This is a genomic window from Pseudooceanicola pacificus, assembly GCF_009789075.1.
Taxonomy (GTDB): Bacteria; Pseudomonadota; Alphaproteobacteria; order Rhodobacterales; family Rhodobacteraceae; genus Pseudooceanicola; species Pseudooceanicola pacificus.
Genome location: NZ_WNXQ01000005.1, coordinates 242,906 through 267,427, shown reverse-complemented (window position 1 = coordinate 267,427; position 24,522 = coordinate 242,906). Strand labels below are relative to the sequence as shown.

Here is a 24,522-nt window from a genome sequence, read left to right as displayed (position 1 = left end):
AGCCTGCGGCCCTGGACCATCCGAGGTAATGCCCCAACGCCGCATTACAAATGCCGGCAGCGCATGGCCCCGTCCCGTATTCGGATGCCCCGTCCCCCGGCGCCCGCGGTTTTGCGGGATGGTCAAAGAATGTTATCCTGCCCGAAGGTGTTGATGCTTCCGACAGGGACAGTCCCGATGCGCATAGTCCGAACCTTCCTTGCGGCCGTTCTGGCCGGCCTCGCCCCTCTGCCCGCCCTTGCCGTCGATCCGCTGGTCGAGCTGGGTTTCTGGTCCGAAATGTCCAGCGCCGCGAGCGACGGCATCCGGTCCTACCAGAAGCTGCAGGCCGAAACCGCCATGTGGAAGGCCGAGATAACGCGCCTGAAGGGTGAGTTGGACAAATGTCGTGGATGCGACCGGACGCAGCTGGAATCCGAGCTGGCGGGCTGGCAGCAGACGCAACAGAGCTTTCAGCAGTTCACCGGATCCGTGCTGGCCGGGATGGGCTACGACGCCAATGTGATGCGGTTCCTCGGGGTCGAGAACCCGGGCAGTTTCAGCGGATTGCAGGCCACCGGCCGGAGGGACCGCATCGACCTGTCCAAACAGCCCAGGCCAGCCTGGCTGGAAGACACGACACCGATGTGCAAAGGCATCTTCGACCAGTGGATGCAATGTTCGCAGGCCGCCATCGACGCGGGCCGCAGCTTTGCCGCCTGCAAGGAGATCGACAGGCTGGTCGCGTTCTGCGGCGAAGGCGACATGGCCGGCCTGCAGGACCGCCTGACCGTGCTGGAACTGCGCAAGGCCGGTATCGCGATCCCCGAGGTCAACGATGCCGGCTGGTATCTTGAAGTCGACTACGGCGTCTCGTCCCCCGAGGTCACGCCCCGCGTCGCCAAGAGCTGGCAGATGCGCGCGTATATGGACAAGAACTGGCAGCGCCGTTTCGTCGCCTACCGGTTCGACCGCCAGGGTGGCAGCTTCCTGCAGCGGGCCGAATATACCCGCTTCAACCTGGGCATTTCACGCGACCTGGCCAGCAAATGCTCGGGGCGGAACGTGAAACCCGAGCACGCGCGCGCCTGCGACAAGCTCAAGGCCGAAGAACACGGCATGCGGGCGGATCGGCATATCGGCGAGACAATCCTGCAATGCGATTACGGCACGCGCGCCTCCGGCATCGAACGTTACCTGTTCTGGCTGGGGCGCAGGCCGAGCTTTGCCGCCACGGCGGCCTCGCTCAGCCCCGAGGTCGGGCGGATGACCGTCGCGCACTTCTGCCCGATGAGTGAAGGCGCCGCACAGGCGCTTGCAAATGGCCGCCTGTCCCCGGAACGCGAAGCGGCGCTCGACTACACGCTGGATCTGCGCGACCTGGAAGACCAGGCCGATCTGCCGTCGAAAGAGGAGTACACCCCCGGCACCGTGCTGCGCCGCCTCGCCGGCTTTGCCGAGGCTGTGGAGGCCGCCGACCTGACCGCCGAAGAGCTGAACCGCGAGCGCGCGCGCCGTATGGCCCTGCTGGAACAGCAGGTGGGTCGCGCCGAACAGGCGGCGCAGGCGGCCAAGGCCCGCGCTGAAGAAGAGCGCAATGCCGCCGAAACCGCGAAGCGCGCCGAGCAGGCCGCGGCAAAGGCAACCGCAGCGGCCGCAGCGGCACCGGCAGCGGCGGCGGCGATTCCGCCCGATATCGTCGGCATCCGGCTACATATGACGCGGGCCGAGGCGCTGGCCGCCCTGGCCGACGCGCTTGGCCCCGTGCGGGCCGAATACCTGCCGCCGGTGAACGATGATCTGGAGATGCTGCGCGACACCGTGCATTACATCGCCGGGGACGGGTCGCTGGTGATCCTGGCCTTTGACGGACCAGGGCAGGACAGCCAGCTGATGGCCGCCGCCCGGACCATCGCGGCCGAACCGACCAGGGATCTGTGGCAGGCGTTCAAGGAGAAATATGCCGATTGGGGCCTCGCCCTGCCCGCCGGCAGCACCTGGGAAGACGAGCCCGGGCTTGCCATGTCGGCCGAGGCGACATGCACCTTGAACCCGACGAACCGTGCCGGGCCGATGGCCTTTGCCGGGGTCGCGACCGACCTGCACAAGGCGGTGGTCGGGCGCAGCGCGATCAGCCTGCGCTACAACGCGGCCGCGCCGGGCCGCTTGCGGGACTGCCCGGCCTCGGTCCGGGTCGATTTTCGCGAGGGCGCGGTGGCCACACTGATCGCCGATTTCGACATGATCGAGCGAAGGCATATCCAGCGCCTGGAGGGGGCGGCAAAGCCGAAGGCGCCGAAGCTCTGACCTTCCGGCGGCGGCCCGGGGGCCGGGGTCGAGGGTTCCGCGGCGGGGCCCCGGCGCAAGGCCGGGGCGTGGCAGATGCGGGGGGCGGTGGCGCGCCATCCGGGGCCGTGGTGCGCCATCCGGGGCCGAAGTGCGCCATGCGGGGCCGTGATGCGGTGCGGGCGGTGGCTGGTCCCCCATGCGGTGCCAGAGCAGTGCGGAGGGGCCGTTCAGGCCGCCTGCCCGGTCAGACCGGCTCGATATCCCCGGCGGCGCGGGTGGCGTGGAAATCGGCCTCCCAGGCGGCGAAAGTGCCGGCGGCGATGGCCGCGCGCATGCCCTGCATGATCTGCTGGAAGTAATGCAGGTTGTGCCAGGTCAGCAGCATCCCCGAGATCATCTCTCCGGCGCGGAAGACATGGTGCAGATAGGCGCGGGAATAGCCGCTGCAGGCCGGGCAGGTGCAGTCCTCGTCCAGCGGGCGGGGATCGTCGGCGTGGCGGGCGTTCTTGATGTTCACCTGCCCGCGCCGCGTCCAGGCCTGCCCCGTCCGGCCGGAGCGCGAGGGCAGCACGCAATCCATCATGTCGACCCCGCGCTTGACCGCGCCGACGATGTCGTCGGGCTTGCCCACGCCCATCAGATAGCGCGGCCGGTCCTCGGGCAGCATGCCGGGCGCATAGTCGAGCACGCCGAACATCGCCTCCTGCCCCTCGCCCACGGCCAGACCGCCGATGGCGTAGCCGTCAAAGCCGATAGCCTTCAGCGCCTCGGCGCTTTCGCCGCGCAGCGCCTCGGTCACCCCGCCCTGCTGGATGCCGAAAAGCGCATGACCCGGCCGGTCGCCAAAGGCCTCGCGCGAGCGGGCGGCCCACCGCATCGACAGGCGCATGGATTCGGCCACCCGCGCCTCATCCGCCGGAAGCGCGGGGCATTCGTCGAAACACATCACGATGTCCGACCCCAGCTGGCGCTGGATCTGCATCGAGGTCTCGGGCGACAGGAAATGCTTGGACCCGTCGACATGGCTGCGGAAGGTCACGCCCTCTTCGGTCAGTTTGCGCAGCTCGGCCAGGCTCATCACCTGAAAGCCGCCGGAATCGGTCAGGATCGGGCGCTCCCAGTTCATGAACCGGTGCAGCCCGCCCAGCCTTTCGACCCGCTCGGCGCCGGGGCGCAGCATCAGGTGATAGGTGTTGCCCAGCAGGATATCGGCCCCGGTGGCGCGCACGCTTTCGGGCAGCATCGCCTTGACCGTCGCCGCCGTGCCCACGGGCATAAAGGCGGGCGTGCGGATATCGCCGCGTGGCGTGCGGATCACCCCGGTGCGCGCGCGGCCGTCCACCGCCTTCAGCTCGAACGAGACCCGATCCGTCATGATCCGCCTTTCAGATAAATCCGCGCTTCTTTAACGGTCTTCACGCGGAATTGCCAAGGGGCGCGACATCCGCCCGCCTTGACCCGGGGGGCCGCCCGGGGGATGGTTTGCGCCGTCGTCGCCCGGGGAAAATCGCATCATGAAGGACGCGCCGCTCGTCACTCTGGTTCTGGCCGTGATCCTTGTCATGGCCCTGGGCTGGCTTCTGGTCGTGGGGCGGCCGATCCTGCTGCCCATCGTGACGGCGGCCATCTCGGTCTATGTCATGGGCTCGGCGACCGAGGCGCTGCGCCGCCAGCCGGTGCTGCGCCACCTGCCCACGCTGATCCTGCGCTCGGTCGTGCTGATCGCCTTTTCCCTGGCGGTGGTGGTGCTGGCGCTGGTGGTGACCTCGACCATCACCGACATCGTCGCGGTGCTGCCCAAGTACCAGGCCAACCTGATCGCCATGCTGGAACGCATCGCCGACCGCTACGATCTGGACAGCGCCGAGCTGTGGCAGGAAATCCGCAGCATGACCATCGACCGGATCAACCTGCAGAGCCTGACCCTGTCGATCCTCGGCGGCTTCACCGCGTTCGGCGCCACGATCTTTCTGGTCATCGTCTATGCCGCCTTCATGATGAGCGAACGCACCGTCTTCATGCGCAAGCTCAGCGCCGCCCTGGCGAACGAGGACTCCGCCGCCCAGACCATCCAGGCGGTGACCGACATCAACCGCAAGATCGGCGACTATCTGGCGGTCAAGACACTGGTGAACCTGATACTCGGCGTGGTGTCCTGGGTGATCCTGTGGTCGTTCAACGTGGATTTCGCCCTGTTCTGGGCCATCGTGATCGGGTTGTTGAACTACATCCCCTACGTCGGCTCGCTGCTTGGCGTTCTGTTCCCCTCGGTCCTGTCGCTGGCGCAGTTCGGCTCGATCCCCACTTCGGCGGCGCTGACGGTGCTGCTGACCGGGGCGCAGATGACCGTGGGCGGCGTGCTCGACCCGCGCCTGGTGGGCCGGCAGCTGAACCTGTCGCCCTTCGTGGTGCTGACGGCGCTGTCGTTCTGGTCCTCGCTCTGGGGCATACCGGGGGCGATCCTGGCCATCCCGCTGACCTCGATCGTGGCGATCATCCTGTCGCGGTTCGAGGCGACGCGCTTTGTCGCCATCCTGCTGGCGGAACGGGTCGACATGCCATCGCGCGAACGCAGGCCACCGCCGGATGCCAGGAAAGCCGCGGAATGACCGCGCACGCGCTGCGCCCCGCCACGCCCGCCGACGCGGCCGAGGTGGCCGCCCTGCATCTGACCATCTGGCGCGAAACCTATGGCGAGCTTGCCCCGCCCGAGGCGCTGGAGGCGCTCGACCTGCCGATGCGGCTGCGCCAGTGGACCGGCCTGCTGACCCGCACCGACGGCACCGGCGCGACCCTTGCGCTGGATGACGCGGGGCTGGCCGGGTTCGTCACCATCGGCCCGGCGGGCTATGACCAGATGGGCGAGCGGGGCGAGGTCAAGCACCTCTACATCGCCGCGCGGGCCCGCCGGTCCGGTCTGGGCACACGGCTGCTGAGCCACGGGATCGAACAGCTGAGGGCCGGGGGCTATCCCGGCGCGGCGCTGGTCGTCGTGCGCCAGAATGCCGGGGCGCGGGCCTTCTACACCCGGATGGGCGGGGTCGAGACGGCGAGGTTTTCCGACCCGGGTCCGCTCTGGCGGTCCGAGAACGTGATGATGACCTGGGCGTTCTGACCATCGCGGCGGCCTGCGGCGAGCGGGGGGCCGGCAGCGATCCGGGGCGGGGCGCATTCCCCCAGCCCACCGACGGATTGCCGCACCCTGACCGGGGCGCAGCGCCCCAGCCCCTTGCCGGTCTGCGGCACGCTGACGGGGGAGCTATTACCCAACCCGCCGCCCGATTGCGGCACCCTGACCGGGGGGCTGGAACATCCTGGTCACATCCGGTCTGTAGACCCTTCCCCGCCACCCCGATTCTCGCGGAGACTGCCCCCATGACCGATACCCCCACACCGCTCAACCTCGGCTGGGAGGAATGGCTGTCCCTGCCCGACCTCGGCCTGCCGGCCCTGCGGGCCAAGGTGGACACCGGCGCCAAGACCTCGGCCCTGCATGCCACCCATATCGAGACCTTCGGCCCCTCTGCCAGACCGCGCGTGCGGTTCACCGTGCACCCGATCCCGGCCCGCCACGATCTGGTGATCCCCTGTTCGGCAGAGGTGCTGGACCGGCGCGAGGTGACGTCCTCCAACGGCGACAGCGAGTTGCGCTACGTGATCCGCACCCGGATGGAGATCGGCGGCGAGGCCTGGCCCATCGAGGTCACCCTGACCGACCGGCGCGGCATGACCTCGCATATGCTGCTGGGGCGGCAGGCGCTGGCCGAACGCGCCACCGTGGTCCCGTGGGAGCGCTTCTGCCAGCCCGAGCTCAGCTATGACGTCTACCATTCCGCCACCGTCCGCCAGGCCGCGCCGAACCGGGCGCTGCGTGTCGCCGTCCTCAGCCGCGAGAACAACTATTCCACCCGCCGCATCGTCGACGAGGGCGAAAGCCGGGGCCATACGGTCGAGGTGATCGACACCGCCCGCTGCTACATGGCGATCAACGCGCTGGCCCCGGAAATCCATTATGACGGCCAGCGCCTGCCCCGCTACGACGCCGTCGTGCCGCGCATCGGGGCGTCGATCACGCCCTATGGCACCGCGCTGATCCGGCAGTTCGAAACCATCGGCACCTATTGCGTGAACGGCTCTGCCGGGATCACCGCCTCGCGCGACAAGCTGCATGCGCATCAGGTGCTGGCGCGGCACAAGATCGGCATGCCGGTCACGGCCTTTGCCAATTCGCCCAAGGATACCGAGAACCTGATCGGGCTGGTGGGCAAGGCGCCGCTGATCGTCAAGCTGCTGGAAAGCACCCAGGGCAAGGGCGTGGTGCTGGCCGAAACCGCCAAGGCGGCGGATTCGGTGATCTCGGCCTTTCGCGGGCTCAAGGCGAACTTTCTCGTCCAGCAGTTCGTCAAGGAGGCGGCGGGAGAGGACATTCGCTGCCTCGTCATCGGCAACCGCGTCGTCGCCTCGATGAAGCGCACGGCCCGGCCCGGCGAATTCCGCTCGAACCTGCATCAGGGGGGCGAGGCGACATCGGTGCGCGTCACCAAGGAAGAACGCGACACCGCGCTGCGCGCCGCCCGCGCCTTTGGCCTGAACATGGCCGGGGTGGACCTGCTGCGCTCCGACAGCGGGCCGAAGGTGCTGGAGGTCAACTCCTCCCCCGGGTTCGAAGGGATCGAGAAGGCCAGCGGCAAGGATGTCGTCTCGCGCCTCTATGACGAGATCGAGCTGCGCGCCCGCCCCGCCCCCGTGCGCCGCCGCAAGGGCGGAGAGGTCGCCGCGCCGGGCGAATGACACCCGGAGAGGCCGCTGGCGGCGGGGGCGTCCGGGGCGCTGTCGCGTGAGGCAAGACCCGGCGTGCAGTCCCGGGGGCCGGCGCGCAGTCCACTGGACCCTCGTGCAGTCCCGGGGTCCGGTGTGCGGGCCCCCTGTCCCGGCGCGATCCCGGGTCCGGCCGTGCAGCCCGGGGGCATGGCGTCAGTTGCCGGGAACGACCGCCCCCACGGGGCCGGAGGCGCACTCTACGGAACCAAAGCGCACTCCCGGGAACCGGCTGGACGGGGCATCGGCGGACCCGGCCCCGCCCTGCGGCGGGGCGCGGCGGTCAGTCGTCGCCGTAGCTCTTCTTCTGCGCCTGGAACATGCCGGCATAGAGCCCCTGCTGGGCCATCAGATCCGCATGGGTCCCCTGCTCGACGATGGTCCCGGCATCCATGACGTAGATCCAGTCCGCCCCCACGACCGACGACAGCCGGTGCGCGACGATGATCGTCGTCTTGCCCTCCGAGACGATGCCCAGGGATTTCTGGATCTTCTCCTCGGTCTTCTGGTCCAGCGCCGATGTCGCCTCGTCCAGCAGCAGGATCGGCGCGCCGCGCAGCAGGGCGCGCGCGATGGCGATCCGCTGCTTCTGCCCGCCCGAGAGCTGGCTGCCCTTCGGCCCCAGCGGCGCGTCGCCCCGGGCGCGGATCAGCTCGGCGATCTCGGCGGCCTCGGCGGCGGCCCAGATCTGCTCGTCCGTGGCTTCGGGGCGGACGTAGCGGATATTCTCCCAGATCGAGGAGTTGAAGATCACGATATCCTGCGCCACCACGGAAAACGCGCTGCGCAGCGACTTGACCTTGAGCGAGTTGATCGGCTTGCCGCCGATGCGGATCTCGCCCTTTTCGACGTTGTAGAGGCGGGTCAGCAGGCTGAGCACCGTGGTCTTGCCCGACCCGGTCGCGCCCACGATGGCTGTCCGTTTGCCTCCGGCGATGGTCATGTCCAGATCGTGGAACAGCGGCGCCGAGGGGCTGTAGTGGAAGGCGACGTTGTTCAGCGTGATATCCGCCTGGGGATCGAACTCGTCGCTCGCATCGGGCGAATCGGTGACGCTCGGCTTCTGCTCGAACAGGGAATAGACCGAATCCAGGATGATCAGGTTGGCCTGCAGACGGGTGAAGAACTGCGCCAGCAGCCGCGCCGGGTCAAACACCAGCACGATGCCCAGCAGGAAGGCGATGATCCCCGCCCCGTCCAGCCCGCTTTCCGGGTCGAGCGCGAGGTACCCGCCGCCGCCGATCACCAGAACGTAGACAAAGGCCGAGCTGAGGTCGATCGAGGGCGCGACCAGCGCCTGCGCCGCCTGCAGCCGGATCGACAGCGACTTGATCTCGACCGTCGCCTTGCGCAGGCGGTGTTTCTCGTTCTCTTCCTGGCCCGAGATCTTGACCGTGCGCATGCCGTTCGACATCTCCTCGATGCCCGTCATGTAGTTGCCAAGCGCGTTTTCCGCCGAGCGCTGCACCGTCTTGATACGGTCCGACACGCTCTGCATGATGAAGAAGATCGCCGGCAGCACGATTACGGCGGTCGAGAACAGGATCGGCGACTTGTAGATCAGATAGCCCGAGACGATGATCACCGTCGCCGCATCGCGCACCGCGTTGACCGTCTGCTGGCCGACGAAATCGCTGAGGTCCTGCGCCTGGTTGACCATCCGCAGGATGATCTCGCCCGAATTCGTGCGCTCGAAATACGCCAGGTCCAGCGTCATCAGGTGCTGGATCAGGTCGCGCCGCAGCTTGAGCACCGCATCCGAGGCCAGCCAGACCGACAGGCGCGGCACGAGGTAGGACATCAGCCCGCGCACGGCGAACAGCCCGAAGACGATGATGCAGACCTTGATCAGTTCGGTCTTCTGGCCGCTGTCGAAGATGACCCGCAGGCCGTCCTCGGTCAGGCGCAGGAACTGCTGATAGACCAGGCCCTGGATCATGACCATGCCCAGCACAAGGAACAGCCACGGCGTCTTCTGCTTGAGATAGCCGTGCCAGAACCAGCTGATGTTGGCGCGGTCCTTCTCGGTAAAGAGCGGACGCTTGTCCTTGGGCTCGCGTTTCTTGAAGGGGTTCAATCCCATGTGGTGGTGAGCCTCTTGCCTGCCGCCTCGTCCGGCGGATGGATAGCCTGCCCGGCCGGCGTTGTCACGGTCGCGTCTGTGCCCCGGGCGGATTTGCCGCCGGGCCGCGTCATCCGGTCCCAGATGGGCAGGCGGCAGAAGATGTCAACCGCACGGGCCGGACGCCGTGCCGTCACCCGCCGGGCCGGTCCGCGCGGTGACGCGGGACAGGCGTCCCGGATCGCGCCGGTCCGCGGCGCCCCGGACCGCGCCGCCGGGCGTTGCAGGCGCCGGGCCGGCGGGATATCCCGGGCGCGCCGGGCAGGTTTCGATCCGGATCCTTCTTTCCCCGGTGCCAGCCCCCTGCCGCGCCCCCGCTACAAGGCCCCGCCCATGAGCGTCCTCATCTCCCTGTTGCCGGATTTCATCCTCATCGTTCTGGGGCGCCTGCTGAAAAAGGGCGTGGCCGAGGCCGCCTGGGTCGGAATCGACCGGCTGAACTACATGATTCTCTTTCCCTCGCTGATCTTCATTTCGGCCCTCGGGCGGCAACCCGCCGCCGCCGATCTGCTGACCATCGGGCTGGGCGTCTGGTCGATCATCCTGCTGGGCATGGGGCTCGCCTGGCTGGTCCGCCCCCTCGGGCCCGAGCGGTTCCTCGATTTCGCGGGCACCTGGCAAACGGCGTGGCGGTTCAACACCGCGCTTGGCTTCGTCGCGATCCAGGCCTTGCCCGAGGGCGCGCGGGCCCTGCTCTCCATCGCCATCGGGCTGGCGGTGCCGCTCGCGAACATCCTCGCGGTTTCGGCCCTGTCGCGCGGGCAGGCCATGTCGCTGTCGCGGACCCTGGTGCAGGTCGTCACGAATCCCTTCCTGCTGGCCAGCGTCGGGGGGATGACCCTGTCGATCCTGGATGTCACCCTGCCCCACCTGGTCCGCGCGCCGCTGGAGCATCTGGCCGTTTCGGCCCTGCCGATCGCGCTGCTGTCGATCGGGGCGGCGCTGGATTGGCGGGCGCTGATGCGGCTGGACCCGTTCATGCTGGCGATCAACGCGATCAAACTGCTGATCCTGCCCGGGGCGGCCTACCTCGTGACCTGGGCCATCGGGCTGTCGCCGCTGCATGCCTCGGTCCTGGTGGTCTTTGCCGCCTTGCCGACCGCCTCGGCATCCCATGTGCTGGCCTCGGTCTTTGGCGCGGACCGGCAGATCGTGGCCACGCTGATCGCCCAGACAACGATGATCGGCTGCTTTACCCTGCCGCTGTGGCTGATGCTGGTGACGTGACCGCGCGCGTGCGTGCGGCAGTTGGCGTGGCGCACTGACTGACCAAGCGCCCCGCGGGGCGCGACGGGCGGCGCCGCGCCCTGGTCGGCAAGACCGGGCCAGCCCCGATCCGGCCCACCTACTGCAGAGGACGCAGCCCGCAGGTCAGACCCGTCACTCAGAGGTCGGTACCGACAGGCCCCCTAGGCCGCCCTCCGCCGCCGGTCCTGCCACAGGCGCGCGGCCACGGCCTGCGGCTCGGCCACCCCCAGCGTGTCCAGCGCCAGCGCGGCGGTGCTGATCACCACCGCCTCGGCGAAATCGTCCTGCACCCGGCCGTCCCAGAGCGCCAGCAGCGCCTCGGGTTCGGTCTGGGTCTCGGCCAGGCGGCGGCGTCCCTCGGCGGCGGTGCCCGTGGTGCCGGTCCAGGCCTGCCCGTCGCGCAGCCCGAAGACCTGGATATCCTTGACCGGGTGATGCTCGAACTCGCCGCCGCCGCCCTTCAGCACGGTCAGCCGCTCCTGCCCCAGCAACAGCGCGGCATCGGCCTGCAGCTCGCGGTAGGGCGGATGGAACACGCCCTGCACCGCCGTTCCCGCACCCGCCGGGTTCAGCATCCGCAGCACCGTGTTCACGCAGGAGCGCAGCCCCAGCACCTCGCGCAGCCGCAGCAGGGCCATCAGCCGGGGCGAAATCGCCTCCAGCGGCAGATAGGCGATCCCGTCCTCCTCCAGGATCGCCGAACCCTCGGCCATGCTCGCGCCCGAGCGGATGCCCAGCCCCGGCAGCACCGCGCGCACCGAGGCGCGGCCCTGCTGGTGCGAATTCCAGCCGTGCAGCAGCACCGCGTGCCCCGCCCCGGCCAGCAGCCGTGCCGAAAGCAGGAACCACGGCAGCCCGCGCGTGCGCCCGGCGGCATAGCTGGGCCAGTCGAGCGCGGGGCGCGCGCCGGGCCAGTGGCCCAGGCTGGCGCGGGCGGCGGCGGTGAAACCGGCGATCTCCTCGGGCCGCTCGCCCTTCATCCGGATCAGCATCAGGATCGCGCCGATGGCCTCGGGCGCGGCATCCTCCTGCAGCATGGCGGTCATCGCGGCATGCGCCTCGTCCAGGGTCATCGAGCGGGCGCGGCCCTGACCGCGTGCGAGGATCTGGACGAAGGGCGACAGGCTCATTCCGCGGCTTCCCTCAGGGTTGCCCGCGCCAGAAGCGCGGCGATCTCGGGCCGGCACGAGCCGCAGTTGGTGCCCGCGCCAAGGGCCTCTCCGATCGCTTCTACACTGAGAGCGCCACCCGAGGAAATGGCCCCGAGGATCGTGTTCACCCCCACGTTCAAGCAGGCGCAGAGGATCGGCCCGGGATCCGGGCGGTCGGCCCCCGGACGGCCCGACAGGACCGGCACGTCCGCCTCTCCCAGCAAACCGGCCAGATGATCGCGCGACACCGCCACCGGCTCGGGCGCGACAAAGATCGCGGCCTTCAGCACGCCGTTTTCGCTAAAGGCCATGCGGGTGATGCCCCGGTGCGGGTCGCTCAGCATCTGCATCTCGGCCCCGGGCAGGCCGAACAGGCGGCGCGCCTCGGCCTCCCAGTCATCGGGGGCGCGGGTGCCGGCAAGCTCCAGCCGCCAGCCGCCCTCGGTCCTGGCGCGCGCCCAGTAATCGGCCTGGGGCACAGGTTCGCCCGCCGAGACGGCAAAGGCGAACCAGCTGGCCGCGAAGGGCGCGATGGCCACGGCGGCGGCCTTGCTTTCCGGCTGGCCCGAGACGGGATCGACCACCGGGGCGATCAGCGCATCGACGCGGCCCGTGGGCGCGGTCTCGCCGGTCCAGTGCATGGGGGCAAAGACCTCGCCCCGGCGCAGGCGGTCGGTGATCAGCACGCGCAGCACGGCGCGGCCGTGACGGCTGGTGATCTCGGCCAGCCCGGCGGGGGACAGACCCAGCATCGAGGCATCGGCGGGATGCACCTCAAGAAACGGTTCGGCCAGATGGCGGCTGAGGCGGGGCGATTTCGCCGTGCGCGTCATCGTGTGCCACTGGTCGCGGATGCGCCCGGTGTTGAGCCGCCAGTCGAACCCGTCACCCAGGGCCACGGCGGGCGCGCGGTGCGAAACGGGCAGCAACCGACCCCGGCCCGAGGGGGTAAAGAACCGCCCGTCGCCAAAGAACCGCCCGCCGCGGCGGGTGTCGCTCACCGGCCAGCGCACCGGCTCCATCGCCGCGAATGCGCTGTCGGTCATCGCGGCAAGGCCGGAGATGTCGAAATCCAGCCCGAACCGGCCCGCGATGCCCGACAGCGTGGCATATTCGCGAAAGATCTCGGCGGGGCTGGCATAGTCGAAGGCGCGGAACCAGCCCATGCGGCGGCCCACCTCGGCCAGGATCGCCCAGTCGTGGCGCGCCTCGCCCGGGGGCGGCAGCACGGCGCGCTGGCGGCTGATGGTGCGGTCGGAATTGGTGACGGTGCCGTCCTTTTCGCCCCAGCCTGTGGCGGGCAGCAGCACATCGGCCAGCCGCGCGGTGTCGGTCCGGGCGGTCAGGTCGTTGACAACCACGAAATCGCAACCCGCAATGGCGGCACGCACCGCATCGGCATCGGGCATCGAAACGGCGGGGTTGGTGCAGATGATCCACAGCGCCCTGATCCGCCCCTCGCCCACGGCGCGGAACATGTCGACAGCCTTGAGCCCGGGCGCATCGGGCATGGCCGGGGCCTGCCAGAACGCGCGCACGGCAGCGCGGTGCGCGGGATTTTCCAGCTCCATATGGCAGGCCAGCATATTGGCCAGCCCGCCGACCTCGCGCCCGCCCATGGCATTGGGCTGGCCGGTCACGCTGAAAGGGCCCATGCCGGGCCGTCCGATACGGCCCGCGGCAAGGTGGCAGTTCAGGATCGCGTTCACCTTGTCGGTCCCGCTGGAGGACTGGTTCACGCCCTGGGAATAGACGGTCACCACCTTCTCGGTCCGGGTCCAGAGGTCATAGAACCGGCGCAACAGGTCGCCGTCCAGCCCGGTAGCCGACAGATCGTCGGACGAGGCCGCATCCAGCGCCGCGCCAAACCCGTCGAGATGGGCGGCAAAGCCCGCGTCGACCGCGCCCTGTTCCAGGATCTGCACCAGCAGCCCGTTGAACAGCGCCACATCGCCCCCCGGTGCAATCGGCAGGTGCAGGTCGGCGATGTCGCAGCTGGCGGTGCGGCGCGGGTCGATCACCACGACCTTCATCCCGGGCCGCGCGGCCTTGGCGGCGGCGATGCGCTGGTAGAGCACCGGGTGGCACCAGGCCAGGTTCGATCCGGTGAGCACGACGAGATCGGCCAGCTCCAGGTCCTCGTAGGTCCCGGGCACGGTGTCGGTGCCAAAGGCGCGGCGGTGCCCCGCGACCGAGGACGCCATGCAAAGCCTTGAATTCGTGTCGATATTCGCCGAACCGATGAACCCCTTCATCAGCTTGTTGGCGACATAGTAATCCTCGGTCAGCAATTGCCCCGAGACGTAGAAGGCCACGCCGTCCGGCCCGTGTTCGGCGATGGTGTCGCGGAACCGGGTGGCGACGAGGTCCAGCGCCTCGTCCCAGCTGGCGCGGGCGCCGCCGACCAGGGGCGTCAGCAGGCGGCCGGACAGGCCGACCGTTTCCCCCAGTGCCGTGCCCTTGGAACAGAGGCGCCCGCGGTTGGCGGGATGATCGGCGTCCCCCTCGACCGTCATGCCCCCGGATCCGTCCGGGCGGGCCAGCACGCCGCAGCCCACGCCGCAATAGGCGCAGGTCGTGCGGATGGCGGGCGCGGCGACCCCCTCCCCCGTCCCGTCCCGTGCCAACGGCAGGGGGGAACGCGGCGGTGCCACGGCCGGGGATGCCGGGCCGTCCGGCGCGCGGACGGGGGCAGGCCGGGCGGCGCCGGGGGACAGGGGGCGGTCCATCAGGCCGCCGCCTTCTTGCCGACAGAGGCAGCGTCGATCAGGATCCGCTTGCCCTCGATCCGCACCGGATAGGTCGCGATGCGGCCCGCGTCGGCGCCCTGCGCCTCGCCCGTTTCCAGCGAAAAGACCCAGTTGTGCAGCGGGCAGGTCACCTTGGTGCCATGCACGATCCCCTCCGACAGCGGCCCGCCCTTGTGCGGGCAGCTGTTGGAGGCGGCAAAGACCTGATCCTCGGCGGTGCGGAACACCGCCACGCAGCCCACGGGCGTCTTGACCAGGCGCGCGCCCCGCAGCGGCACGTCGTCGATATGTCCGATGTCGATCCAGCTCATTCCGCGGCCTCCAGGGTGATGTCTGCGATCGGCTGGTAGCGGTCCGCGCGGTTGTGCACGTGTTCGGCCCAGGGATCCTTGCGATAGACGGATTGCGAGAGTTCGAAACGTTCGTTCAGGGCGGCGCGCTCTGCCGGATCGGCCAGCACCGCCTTGACCCAGTCCAGCCCCACCTTGGCGATCCACTTGTAGGGCCGGTCGAGGTACTTGGCGTTCTCGCGGTAGAGCTGGATGAAGGCGGCGGTCCATTCGATCGCCTCGTCCTCGGTCTTGACGTCGACAAGGCGTTCGGTCTCCTTCACATCCATGCCGGCCGCGCCGCCGACACCGACCTGATAGCCGCTGTCGACGCAGACGATGCCCACGTCCTTGCAGGTCGCCTCGGCGCAGTTGCGGGGGCAGCCCGACACCGCCAGCTTGACCTTGTGCGGCGTCCAGGACCCCCAGAGCTTCTTTTCCAGCCTGATGCCCAGCCCGGTGCTGTCCTGGGTGCCAAAACGGCACCAGTCGGACCCGACGCAGGTCTTCACCGTGCGCAGGCCCTTGGAATAGGCATGGCCCGACACCATCCCGGCGGCGTTCAGATCGGCCCAGATGCCCGGCAGGTCCTCTTTCTTCACGCCCAGCAGGTCGATCCGCTGCCCGCCGGTCACCTTGACCGCGGCGCCGTATTTCTCGGCCGCCTGCGCGATGGCGATCAGCTCCTTGGGATCGGTCATGCCGCCCCACATGCGGGGCATCACGGAATAGGTGCCGTCCTTCTGGATATTGGCGTGATTGCGTTCGTTCACGAAGCGCGACTGCGGGTCGTCCTGATAGTCCAGCGGCCAGTCCGCCAGCAGGTAGAAATTCACCGCCGGGCGGCAGACATGACAGCCGTTGGGCGTTGTCCAGCCCAGCTCCTGCCAGACGGCGGGCTGGGATTTCAGCTCTTGCAACTTGATCAGACGGCGGAGGTCCTCATGCGTCAGATCGGTGCAGCCGCAGACGGATTTGGCGGCGGGCATGACAAAATCGTCGCCCAGCGTCACCGCCAGCACCTGCTCAACCAGCCCGGTGCAGGTCCCGCAGGAATTGCTGGCCTTGGTCTGCGCGCGCACCGCATCCAAAGTGCCCGCGCCGCCCTGGATGGCCTCGACGATCCGGCCCTTGCACACGCCGTTGCAGCCGCAGATCTCTGCGTCAGCCGGTAAGGCTGCAACGGCCGCCATAGGGTCCGCCGCGGCCCCCCCCTGATAGGCCGGGCCGAAGATCAGCGTGTCGCGCATCCCCGACACGTCCTCGCCGTCCTTCATCAGGCCGTAGAACCAGTTGCCGTCGGCGGTGTCGCCATACATCACCGCGCCGACGATGCGGTTCCCTTCCAGCACGAGGCGCTTGTAGACACCGCGTGCCGGGTCGCGGAACACGATGTCCTCGCGGCCCTCGCCCTCGGCGAAATCCCCGGCCGAGAACAGATCGCAGCCCGTCACCTTCAGCTTGGTCGACACCTCGCGCGCCACGAAATGCGCGGTGTCCTCAAGCAGCGTCCTGGCCACCACCCTGGCCTGATCGTAAAGCGGCGCGACCAGCCCGAAGAGCGCGCCGTTGTGTTCCACGCATTCGCCAAGCGCCAGCACGTCGGGGTCCGAGGTGACCATGTGATCGTCCACCGTGACACCGCGCGCGACCTCCAGCCCGGCCTCTTTCGCCAGGGCCACGCTGGGGCGGATACCTACCGCCATGACCAGCAGGTCGCAGGGCAGTTCGGTCCCGTCATCCAGCAGCAGGGCACGGACATGGCCCGTGCCGTCGCCGAGGATCTGCCGGGAATTGGCCGAGCAGCGGACATGGATGCCCTTGTCGACCAGCGCCTTGCGCAGCAGGTAGCCGGCGGCCTCGTCCAGCTGGCGTTCCATCAGATGGCCCATGATGTGCACGACGGTCACCTCGACCCCGCGCGCGGCCATGCCGGCGGCGGCTTCCAGCCCCAGCAGGCCGCCGCCGATCACCACGGCCTTTGCCCCCGGGGTGGCGCCAAGGCCGATCATCCGCTCGGTGTCTTCGAGATCGCGATAGGCGATCACGCCGTCCAGATCATGGCCCGGCAGCGGGATCATGAAGGGGGTCGACCCGGTCGCGATCAGCAGCTTGTCATAGGGCACTTCGCCCTTCTCGCCGACCACCACCTTGCGGGCCCGGTCGATCCGCGCGACCTTTTCGCCGAACCGGCAGGTGACGTTGTGCTCGGCGTACCACCGATCGTCATGTGTCACGATCTGCTCATAGGTCTTTTCGCCCGACAGCACCGGAGACAGCATCAGGCGGTTGTAGTTCCCGCGCGGCTCGGCGTTGAAGAGCGTCACGTCATAAGCACCGGCATCCGTTTCGAACAGATGCTCCAGCGCGCGGCCCGACGCCATTCCGGCGCCGATGACGACAAGTTTCTTGGTCATCTTCCATACTCCGTTTCGGTGATGGGCCAGCCGCGGGATGCGCCCCGGCAGCACCGGCCCCTGCCCCTCATTCCGCCGCAAGGGCCTGCGGCGCGGGCTTGGGTTTCGGCTTGGCGCCATGCTCGTATTCCTCAAGGAAATCGAGCACTTGCTGGCGGTAGTTGTAGTAATCGGGATGCTCCAGCAGCGCCTTGCGGGTGCGCGGGCGCGGCAGGTCGACATCGACGACCTTGCCGATGGTGGCCTGCGGCCCGTTGGTCATCATCACCACGCGGTCGGCCAGCAGGATCGCCTCGTCCACGTCATGGGTGACGCAGACGGCGGTGACCTTGGTGCGCGACCAGACCTCCATCAGCACCTCCTGCAGCTCCCACCGGGTGAGGCTGTCGAGCATGCCGAAGGGTTCATCCAGCAGCAGCAGCTTGGGGCTGAGCGCAAAGGCCCGGGCGATGCCGACCCGCTGCTTCATCCCGTTGGAGAGCGCGCTGGCCGGTTTATCCATATGATCAGCCAGCCCGACCCTTTCGAGGTAATACTCAACGACATCCTGCCGTTCGGCCCGGGATGCTTTCGGGTAGACCCGGTCGACACCGACACTGACGTTCTCCTTCGCCGTGAGCCAGGGGAAGAGCGAGGGCGACTGGAACACCACCGCGCGTTCGGGATCGGCGCCGCGCACCTCGTAGCCGTCCAGCTTGATCACCCCTTTCGAGATCGAATTCAGACCGGCCGTCATGGTCAGCACGGTGGACTTGCCGCAGCCGGAATGGCCGATCAGGCTGATGAATTCGCCCCGGTTGAGCTTGAGGTTGAAATCCTCGACCACGGTCAGCGGGCCCTTGGGCGTGGCATAGATCTTGTGCAGGTTGTCGAAGGACAGGAAGCGGTCGTCGATCATCCCTTCCTGCGCCTTGGCCACCGCCGCCGGGACCGCGTGGATCGGCGAGACATTCGGCAGCACGCGGGTCTCTTCGGCCTTGGCCTCGATGCCGACATCCATCAGATAGGTCGTCACCCGGGCGCGCAGGGCCTTGAAGGTCTCGTCATGGTTCATCGCCGTGCGGTCGCGCGGACGCGGGATCGAAACGGCAAAGCTTTCGCCCAGGGTCCCGTCCGGGTTCAACGCGATGATCCGGTCGGCCAGCAGGATCGCCTCGTCCACGTCGTTGGTGATCAGCACGCAGGTCTTCTTGTCCTGTTCCCAGATATGCTCGATCTCGTCGGCCAGGTTGGCGCGGGTCAGCGCGTCCAGCGCCGACAGCGGTTCGTCCAGCAGCAGCACCTCGGGGTTCATCGCCAGCGCCCGGGCCACGTTGACCCGCTGGCGCATGCCCCCGGACAGTTCCGCCGGGCGGCGGGTGGCGGCGTGGCTCAGTCCCACCATGCCGACGTAATGGGCGACCCTGGCCTCCTTCTCCTTGCCGGACATACCCGGAAAGACCGTGTCGACGGCCAGGCGGACATTGCCCTGCACCGTCAGCCAGGGCATCAGCGAATAGTTCTGAAAGATCACCCCGCGTTCCGGGCCGGGGCCGGTGATCGGCTGGCCCTTGAAGGTGACCTTGCCGGAGGAGGGCATGTCCAGCCCCGCCATCAGGTTGATCAGCGTCGTCTTGCCGGTGCCGGAAAAGCCGAGGAGCACGAGGAATTCGCCCTCCCGGACTTCCAGGTCGATCCCTTTCAGCACGTCGGCCCGGTGGGTGCCTGCGCCGAAGCTCTTGGAAACGGCGTCGAACTTGAGAATGCTCATGGCATGTCCTTTCGCGCTGGTGCGGCTCAGCGGTGGTTCGAGAAGGTAAAGAGCGACTGCAGGGCGAACATCACGCGATCCAGCAGGAAGCCGATGATGCCGATGGTGAAGACGGCGACCATGATCCGCGCGAGCGAAGAGGACGAGCCGTTCTGGAACTCGTCCCAGACGAATTTGCCCAGGCCCGGGTTCTGCGCCAGCATCTCGGCGGCGATCAGCACCATCCAGCCCACCCCCAGCGACAGGCGCAGCCCGGTGAAGATCAGCGGCAGGGCCGAGGGCAGGACCAGCTTTGTGATCTTGGTCCAGGTGTTCATCTTCAGCACCTTGGACACGTTCACCAGATCCTTGTCGATCGAGGCCACGCCAAGCGCGGTGTTGATCAGCGTCGGCCAGAGCGAACAGAGCGTGACGGTGATCGCCGAGACCAGGAACGACTTGGCAAAGAAGCCGTCGTTGGTGGTGTAGACGGCCGAGACGACCATGGTCACGATGGGCAGCCAGGCCAGCGGGCTGACGGGTTTGAAGATCTGGATCAGCGGGTTCAGCGCGGCATTTGCGGTGACCGAAAGACCGGCCGCGATGCCCAGCGGGATCGCCACGGCCGAGGCCAGCAGAAAGCCGAAGAACACGGTGAAGATCGAGGTGCCGATCTGGTCGTAATAGGAGGGCGCGCCGGTATAGGCGATGTCCTTGACCTCGTCGGCCTTGCCCTGCTCGATCAGCCGGGCGTTGCGCTTGTCGACGCGGGCCTGGAAATCGGCCGCCTTTTCCGCCTTCTGGACAGCGTCCTCGTGCAGGGTCACGGCCTCCTGCCAGACGGCGACGGGGCCGGGAATGGCGCCCAGCGAGGTCTGAACCCGGGGGGCGAGGTTCGCCCAGAGCGCCAGGAACAGCGCGATGGCCAGCAGCGGCACGCCCAGCAGGCGCCAGACATCCTTCATCTGGGCGCGGGGGTTGTCGCCGGCGGCGGCCTTGAGCAACGGGGTCAGCCAGGCCAGGCCCAGCACGTTGAACCACTTGTCGGCGGCGTTGATGCGGGTGAACAGCCGGGCGCGGCGCGCCTCGCGGGCCTGATCGCGGACGAAATCTGGATCGACGGTCGTCATGGGGTCATTCCTTTGAAACGGTGTCGCGTCGGTTTGCGGGGGGGGGGCGGGACGGTGGCGCATCACGCCGCCCGCTAGGTGCCCGGGGATGGCGGGCGGGGTGTCGTTGCGCAGGAACGCACGTCCGTCCGCCATCAGGGGGCTCAGCCCTGGACCTCGTTGCCCACGACCTTCTGCGTGCCCTTCAGGCCGATCGGCAGGCTGTCGAGGTAGGCGTTCGGTGTCCGGGCGTCGAAGGGGATACCGTCGATGATGTCCGCGGCCGGGGTCGGCGCCTTGTAGCCATCGCTGTCCCAGGGGAAATCGGCCGCATCGGCCAGGCCTTCGTCGACCAGCATCTGCGCGGCCTTCAGGTAGATCCCGGGCTTGTAGACCGATTTGGCGACCTCATCGAACCAGCTGTCGGGCCTGGCCTCGGGGATCTGGCCCCAGCGGCGCATCTGGGTCAGATACCAGACGGCGTCCGAATAGAACGGATAGGTCGCGTTGTAGCGGAAGAAGACGTTGAAATCGGGCACCTCGCGCGTGTCGCCCTTTTCGTATTCAAAGGTGCCGGTCATCGAATTCGCGATCACCTCGGCATCCGCCCCCACATATTCGGGGCGCGACAGGATCTCGACGGCCTCTTCGCGGTTGGCGTTGTCGTTCTCGTCCAGCCAGATGGCGGCGCGGATCAGCGCCTTGGTCACCGCCAGCGTGGTGTTGGGGTTTTCCTCGGTGAAGGCGGCGGTCATGCCAAAGACCTTCTCGGGGTTGTTCTTCCACAGCTCGTAATCGGTGATGACCGGCACGCCGATCCCCTTGAACACCGCCTGCTGGTTCCAGGGCTCGCCCACGCAATAGCCGTTGATCGTGCCGGCTTCGAGCGTGGCGGGCATCTGCGGCGGCGGGGTGACCGACAGGAAGACCTCGGCGCCGATCTGGCCGGTCACATTCTCGGGCGAGTAGTAGCCGGGGTTGATCCCGCCGGCCGCCAGCCAGTAACGCAGCTCGTAATTGTGGGTCGAGACCGGGAAGACCATGCCCATGTTGAAGGGCTTGCCCTCGCTGTTGAATGTCTCGATCACCGGCTTCAGATGGCTGGCCGAGATCGGATGCGCGACCTTGCCATCCGCATCGGTCGGCAGGCCGGGTTTCATCATCTCCCAGACCTCGTTGGACAGGGTGATGCCATTGCCGTTCAGGTCCATCGAGAAGGGCGTGACGATATGCGCCTCGGTGCCATAGCCGATGGTCGCGGCCAGCGGCTGGCCGGCCAGCATATGCGCGCCGTCCAGCGTGCCCGAGATCACGCCGTCCAGCAGGACCTTCCAGTTGGCCTGGGCTTCGAGGGTGACGAAGAGGCCCTCGTCATCGAAAAAGCCCTGCTCATAGGCGACAGCCAGCGGCGCCATGTCGGTCAGCTTGATGAAGCCGAAGGTCAGCTGGTCCTTTTCCAGATCCAGCATCTCGGCCACGGCCGGGCCGGTCAGCGCGGTCGAGGCCAGAAGGGCGAAGGCGACGTGTTTCATTCCGTTGTTCCTTTCCTGCACCCGGGCCGCGAAAGGGACCGGGCAAAACAAAAAAGCCGACGACACGCTCCGCGAACCTGATGTCGCGAAGGGTCGAGCGGCTTTGCTCAGCTAACCCAGTCATTGGGAAGAATGTCGTTGGACCGACGCCATTGCCGATCCGTGCCGAATCCCTAGCGCGGCCCCGGCCCGTCACGCAAGCGTGATGGCGCGGCGCGCGGCGCGGGCCCCGCAAATACATGCGCAGCGTTCGAATGCTTGCCTAGAAAAGCGTCAATCCGGGGCCGAAGGATCAAAAATCCGGCCATCGAAAAACCGGTCGCGCCGCAGGAACAGCCGCCCCGAGACCGAGGCGACGGCGATATCGGTCTCGACCGCGCCTTCCAGCTTTTCCGAGGCGCCGGGCAGTTCGGCGCCGGTGTCCCTGAGCATCCGGCGGTAGAGATCGGTGCGGAAGACCTGCCGCGCCAGGCGCGCGGCCTCGTCCCGGTCCAGCCCGGTGCGCGCGGCCAGCTGGCGCGCGATCCAGGCCGCCTGGCTGCGCCAGGGGAAATTCGCGGCGCCCCGGTGGAATTCGACGAAGCCGGGCACATGGCGCTCTCCGCCGCTGGCCGAAATCGTCAGCCGGCCGGTCATCGCGCGGTCGATCACCTCGGCCGGCATGTCCAGATATTCCGACCGGGCGAGGATCTCGCTGGCCACGGTATGGCTGTCGGGCTGGCCCAGCCAGCGCCCGGCCCGCCAGACGGCGCGCATCAGCTGGCCCAGCAGAACCGGCGCGTCCTCGGCCCAGTCGGTGCGCACGGCCAGAACCTTTTCCGGGGCGAAGGCCCAGATCGCATTGCCGGGCAGCAGCAGTTCCCCCACCCCGGTCTCGACCGCGATGGAGCCCCAGGGCTCGCCCACGCAGAAGGCGTCGATCTCGTCCGCCGCGATGGCCCTGGCCATCAGCGGGGGCGGCACGGTGCGGATGTCGACCTCTTGCGGGGCGGGCAGGCCCAGGGCCGACAGCCAGTAGTAGATCAGCTCGGAATGCATCGAGAAGGGAAAGGGCACGCCGAGGCGCAGCCGCCCGCGCGCCGCGGCGATCAGCGCCCGGCCCGCGGCGGTCGCATCGGCGAAATCGAACCGGTAGCCCGCCGCGCGCATCCGTTCGGCCACCGCGCCACTGACACCGATCACATCGCCGTTCACCGACAGGACCGAGACCGCCGAAAGCGGCGTCGCCATGCCGCCCAGACCCAGGGCCATCGCCACCGGCACGGGCGAGAGCATATGCGCCGCCTCGACCCGACCGAGGACCAGCATGTCGCGCACCTGGCTCCACGAGGCGGCGCGCTGCAGGTCGAGCTCGATCCCCTCTTCCGAGGCAAAGCCCATTTCCTGCGCCACGATCAGCGGCGCGGCATCCACCAGCGGCACGAAGCCCACGGCCAGGGTCGCGCCGCTCAAGACAGCAGCCCCGCCGCGGTCACCAGCGCCTCGGCCACCTCGGCCACCTTGCGGTTCTGGTCCATCGCCGCCTTGCGCAGCAGCGCATAGGCCGCGTCCTCGTCCAGGCCGCGCGCCTTCATCAGCAGGCCCTTGGCCCGGTCGATCACCTTGCGCTCCTCAAGCGCGCGCTTGGTGGCGGCCAGTTCGGTGCGCATCTGGCGGAACATGTGAAACCGCGCCATCGCGGCGTCGAGCACCGGTTTCAGGCGGTCCGCGCGCATGCCGTCGACCACATAGGCCGACACCCCCGCCTCGATCGCCGCCTTGGTCAGCCCGGCGCCCGACTGGTCGGTGAACATCGCCACCGGGCGTTCCAGCGGGCCGGAGGCGAGGGCGAGTTCCTCCAGCATGTCGCGCGAGGGATTGGCCACGTCGATCAGCACCACATCCGGGTTGCGTTCCGTGATGCGGCGGGCCAGGCCGGTGACCTCGCCGATGACATGGATGTCGTAATCGCCCGCCTCGCGCAGGCTGTCCACGATCAGGAGCGCCCGCTCCCGGTCCATTTCGACAACGACAATTGAGAGGCGCGTGCTCATGCTGCGATGCAACATGAAACCGGGGTGGCGCGCAACGGGAAAGCGGTGCGACAGGGGGGCCGGGCGCCGCGGGCGCCCTGGCCGGGGCAAGGGGGTCTGTCTGCCCCCCTCTTGCGCCTGCGGCGCAATTCACCCCCCGAGGATATTTCCGGCCAGAGGAAGCAGGGGGGTGGCGCGGACCGGGACGGGTTTGGCACGGGAGCGGCGGTGTCGGGTCCCGGCTGGCGATGTCGGGCGGGTGCGGGCGATGGGGGGTGCTTTTCCGCCGCCCCGGGCTGCGGTAAGGCTGGGGGATGGCGCGCACCATTCTGTTCAACAAGCCCTTCGACGTGCTGTCGCAGTTCACCGACCGCGGGACGGCGGGCAGCGGGCGGCGGACGCTGTCGGACTTCATCGACCTGCCCGGTGTCTATCCGGCGGGGCGGCTGGATCGCGACAGCGAGGGGCTGATGGTGCTGACCTCGGACGGAAGGCTGCAGGCGCGGATCGCCGACCCGAAGCACAAGATGGCCAAGACCTACTGGGCGCAGGTCGAGGGGCTGCCCGACGACGCCGCGCTGGAGGCCCTGCGGCGCGGGGTGGCGCTGAAGGACGGGATGACGCGGCCGGCCCGGGTGACGCGGATCGCGGCGCCGGGCGACCTCTGGCCGCGCGATCCGCCGATCCGGGTCCGCCCGTCGATCCCCGATTGCTGGATCGCGCTGGAACTCCGCGAGGGCCGCAACCGGCAGGTGCGGCGGATGACGGCCCATGTCGGCCACCCGACCCTGCGCCTGATCCGGGCCGCCATCGGGCCCTGGAGCCTGGACGGGCTGGCACCGGGCGAGTGGCGCGACACCGGGGGCTGAGGGCATCCGCCCCCATCGCCCGGGCCTGCCCCGGCGGAGAGAGGCCCGGAGCGTGGCCGCGGCGACTCACCCGCGGGCGAAAACTTGCCCCCTGCCCGTCGCATCCTTGCCCCGAAGCGGCGATATGACCTGACATGACCAAGGGGCGCCCAGCCGGGACAGGACCCG

General features: G+C 68.6%; 17 protein-coding genes. 6 read left to right on the top strand and 11 right to left on the bottom strand.

The window, feature by feature from the left end:
- Window positions 1-177: 177 nt before the first annotated feature.
- The gene (locus GLS40_RS11325; protein WP_160382832.1) at window positions 178-2,286 is read left to right on the top strand and encodes a hypothetical protein; all 2,109 of its coding nucleotides are present in this window, start codon (window positions 178-180) and stop codon (window positions 2,284-2,286) included.
- Between the two features lie 226 nt (window positions 2,287-2,512).
- Here GLS40_RS11325 and tgt read toward each other — a convergent pair whose 3' ends face one another.
- The gene (tgt, locus tag GLS40_RS11320; protein WP_160382831.1) at window positions 2,513-3,643 is read right to left on the bottom strand and encodes a tRNA guanosine(34) transglycosylase Tgt; all 1,131 of its coding nucleotides are present in this window, start codon (window positions 3,641-3,643) and stop codon (window positions 2,513-2,515) included.
- A gap of 139 nt (window positions 3,644-3,782) precedes the next feature.
- Here tgt and GLS40_RS11315 point away from each other — a divergent pair, with 139 nt between their 5' ends.
- The 3 genes from GLS40_RS11315 (at window position 3,783) to rimK (ending at window position 7,059) form a co-directional block, all read left to right on the top strand.
- Window positions 3,783-4,877 carry an AI-2E family transporter gene (locus GLS40_RS11315; protein ID WP_160382830.1) on the top strand — a complete coding sequence of 365 codons (1,095 nt, stop codon included), beginning with the start codon at window positions 3,783-3,785 and terminating at the stop codon, window positions 4,875-4,877.
- Window positions 4,874-5,383, top strand: a complete 510-nt coding sequence (locus GLS40_RS11310; RefSeq protein ID WP_160382829.1) for a GNAT family N-acetyltransferase — start codon at window positions 4,874-4,876, stop codon at window positions 5,381-5,383. Before GLS40_RS11315 ends, GLS40_RS11310 begins: the two co-directional genes overlap by 4 nt.
- 260 nt (window positions 5,384-5,643) lie before the next feature.
- Window positions 5,644-7,059, top strand: coding sequence for a 30S ribosomal protein S6--L-glutamate ligase (gene rimK, locus GLS40_RS11305; protein WP_160382828.1), 1,416 nt, complete (start codon window positions 5,644-5,646; stop codon window positions 7,057-7,059).
- Between the two features lie 310 nt (window positions 7,060-7,369).
- On the opposite strand, the gene GLS40_RS11300 is transcribed toward rimK, so the two are convergent.
- A complete protein-coding gene (locus GLS40_RS11300; RefSeq protein WP_160382827.1) occupies window positions 7,370-9,169 on the bottom strand; it encodes an ABC transporter ATP-binding protein in 1,800 nt (599 codons plus the stop codon).
- Window positions 9,170-9,541: 372 nt separating this feature from the next.
- On the opposite strand from GLS40_RS11300, the gene GLS40_RS11295 reads away from it, so the two are divergent.
- Entirely contained in the window at window positions 9,542-10,435 is an 894-nt protein-coding gene (locus GLS40_RS11295) for an AEC family transporter (RefSeq protein WP_160382826.1), read from the top strand.
- Between the two features lie 182 nt (window positions 10,436-10,617).
- On the opposite strand, the gene GLS40_RS11290 is transcribed toward GLS40_RS11295, so the two are convergent.
- The 9 genes from GLS40_RS11290 to GLS40_RS11250 all read right to left on the bottom strand — a co-directional run bounded on the left by GLS40_RS11290 (window position 10,618) and on the right by GLS40_RS11250 (window position 23,506).
- Window positions 10,618-11,586 carry a glycosyl transferase family protein gene (locus GLS40_RS11290; protein WP_160382825.1) on the bottom strand — a complete coding sequence of 323 codons (969 nt, stop codon included), beginning with the start codon at window positions 11,584-11,586 and terminating at the stop codon, window positions 10,618-10,620.
- The gene (locus tag GLS40_RS11285) at window positions 11,583-14,336 is read right to left on the bottom strand and encodes a nitrate reductase (protein ID WP_160382824.1); all 2,754 of its coding nucleotides are present in this window, start codon (window positions 14,334-14,336) and stop codon (window positions 11,583-11,585) included. Before GLS40_RS11285 ends, GLS40_RS11290 begins: the two co-directional genes overlap by 4 nt.
- Window positions 14,336-14,668 (bottom strand): nitrite reductase small subunit NirD, encoded by a 333-nt coding sequence (gene nirD / locus GLS40_RS11280; protein ID WP_160382823.1) that lies wholly within the window; start codon window positions 14,666-14,668, stop codon window positions 14,336-14,338. Before nirD ends, GLS40_RS11285 begins: the two co-directional genes overlap by 1 nt.
- Window positions 14,665-17,103: a nitrite reductase large subunit NirB gene (gene nirB, locus GLS40_RS11275; RefSeq protein WP_160382822.1), complete on the bottom strand. Its 2,439-nt coding sequence runs from the start codon at window positions 17,101-17,103 to the stop codon at window positions 14,665-14,667. The genes nirD and nirB overlap by 4 nt, the downstream gene beginning before the upstream one ends.
- A gap of 67 nt (window positions 17,104-17,170) precedes the next feature.
- Entirely contained in the window at window positions 17,171-18,853 is a 1,683-nt protein-coding gene (locus GLS40_RS11270) for an ABC transporter ATP-binding protein (RefSeq protein ID WP_160382821.1), read from the bottom strand.
- Window positions 18,854-18,879: 26 nt separating this feature from the next.
- Complete coding sequence (locus GLS40_RS11265) at window positions 18,880-19,962, bottom strand: ABC transporter permease (RefSeq protein ID WP_160382820.1); 1,083 nt, start codon at window positions 19,960-19,962, stop codon at window positions 18,880-18,882.
- Window positions 19,963-20,105: 143 nt separating this feature from the next.
- Window positions 20,106-21,473 (bottom strand): CmpA/NrtA family ABC transporter substrate-binding protein, encoded by a 1,368-nt coding sequence (locus tag GLS40_RS11260; protein WP_160382819.1) that lies wholly within the window; start codon window positions 21,471-21,473, stop codon window positions 20,106-20,108.
- A 273-nt stretch (window positions 21,474-21,746) separates the two neighbouring features.
- Window positions 21,747-22,925, bottom strand: coding sequence for an ABC transporter substrate-binding protein (locus GLS40_RS11255; RefSeq protein ID WP_160382818.1), 1,179 nt, complete (start codon window positions 22,923-22,925; stop codon window positions 21,747-21,749).
- A complete protein-coding gene (locus GLS40_RS11250) occupies window positions 22,922-23,506 on the bottom strand; it encodes an ANTAR domain-containing response regulator (protein ID WP_160382817.1) in 585 nt (194 codons plus the stop codon). Before GLS40_RS11250 ends, GLS40_RS11255 begins: the two co-directional genes overlap by 4 nt.
- Window positions 23,507-23,799: 293 nt before the next feature.
- Here GLS40_RS11250 and GLS40_RS11245 point away from each other — a divergent pair, with 293 nt between their 5' ends.
- Window positions 23,800-24,354, top strand: coding sequence for a pseudouridine synthase (locus GLS40_RS11245; protein ID WP_160382816.1), 555 nt, complete (start codon window positions 23,800-23,802; stop codon window positions 24,352-24,354).
- Window positions 24,355-24,522: the final 168 nt, after the last annotated feature.

What these genes read in the sequence shown, in the direction of transcription:
- GLS40_RS11295 (WP_160382826.1), top strand. Translation starts at nt 9,542, where the DNA reads ATGAGCGTCCTCATCTCCCTGTTGCCGGATTTCATCCTCATCGTTCTG.
- GLS40_RS11300 (WP_160382827.1), bottom strand. Translation starts at nt 9,169, where the DNA reads ATGGGATTGAACCCCTTCAAGAAACGCGAGCCCAAGGACAAGCGTCCG.
- GLS40_RS11250 (WP_160382817.1), bottom strand. Translation starts at nt 23,506, where the DNA reads ATGAGCACGCGCCTCTCAATTGTCGTTGTCGAAATGGACCGGGAGCGG.
- GLS40_RS11315 (WP_160382830.1), top strand. Translation starts at nt 3,783, where the DNA reads ATGAAGGACGCGCCGCTCGTCACTCTGGTTCTGGCCGTGATCCTTGTC.
- nirD (WP_160382823.1), bottom strand. Translation starts at nt 14,668, where the DNA reads ATGAGCTGGATCGACATCGGACATATCGACGACGTGCCGCTGCGGGGC.
- tgt (WP_160382831.1), bottom strand. Translation starts at nt 3,643, where the DNA reads ATGACGGATCGGGTCTCGTTCGAGCTGAAGGCGGTGGACGGCCGCGCG.
- GLS40_RS11245 (WP_160382816.1), top strand. Translation starts at nt 23,800, where the DNA reads ATGGCGCGCACCATTCTGTTCAACAAGCCCTTCGACGTGCTGTCGCAG.
- GLS40_RS11265 (WP_160382820.1), bottom strand. Translation starts at nt 19,962, where the DNA reads ATGACGACCGTCGATCCAGATTTCGTCCGCGATCAGGCCCGCGAGGCG.
- rimK (WP_160382828.1), top strand. Translation starts at nt 5,644, where the DNA reads ATGACCGATACCCCCACACCGCTCAACCTCGGCTGGGAGGAATGGCTG.
- GLS40_RS11290 (WP_160382825.1), bottom strand. Translation starts at nt 11,586, where the DNA reads ATGAGCCTGTCGCCCTTCGTCCAGATCCTCGCACGCGGTCAGGGCCGC.
- GLS40_RS11260 (WP_160382819.1), bottom strand. Translation starts at nt 21,473, where the DNA reads ATGAAACACGTCGCCTTCGCCCTTCTGGCCTCGACCGCGCTGACCGGC.
- GLS40_RS11285 (WP_160382824.1), bottom strand. Translation starts at nt 14,336, where the DNA reads ATGGACCGCCCCCTGTCCCCCGGCGCCGCCCGGCCTGCCCCCGTCCGC.
- nirB (WP_160382822.1), bottom strand. Translation starts at nt 17,103, where the DNA reads ATGACCAAGAAACTTGTCGTCATCGGCGCCGGAATGGCGTCGGGCCGC.
- GLS40_RS11270 (WP_160382821.1), bottom strand. Translation starts at nt 18,853, where the DNA reads ATGAGCATTCTCAAGTTCGACGCCGTTTCCAAGAGCTTCGGCGCAGGC.
- GLS40_RS11310 (WP_160382829.1), top strand. Translation starts at nt 4,874, where the DNA reads ATGACCGCGCACGCGCTGCGCCCCGCCACGCCCGCCGACGCGGCCGAG.
- GLS40_RS11325 (WP_160382832.1), top strand. Translation starts at nt 178, where the DNA reads ATGCGCATAGTCCGAACCTTCCTTGCGGCCGTTCTGGCCGGCCTCGCC.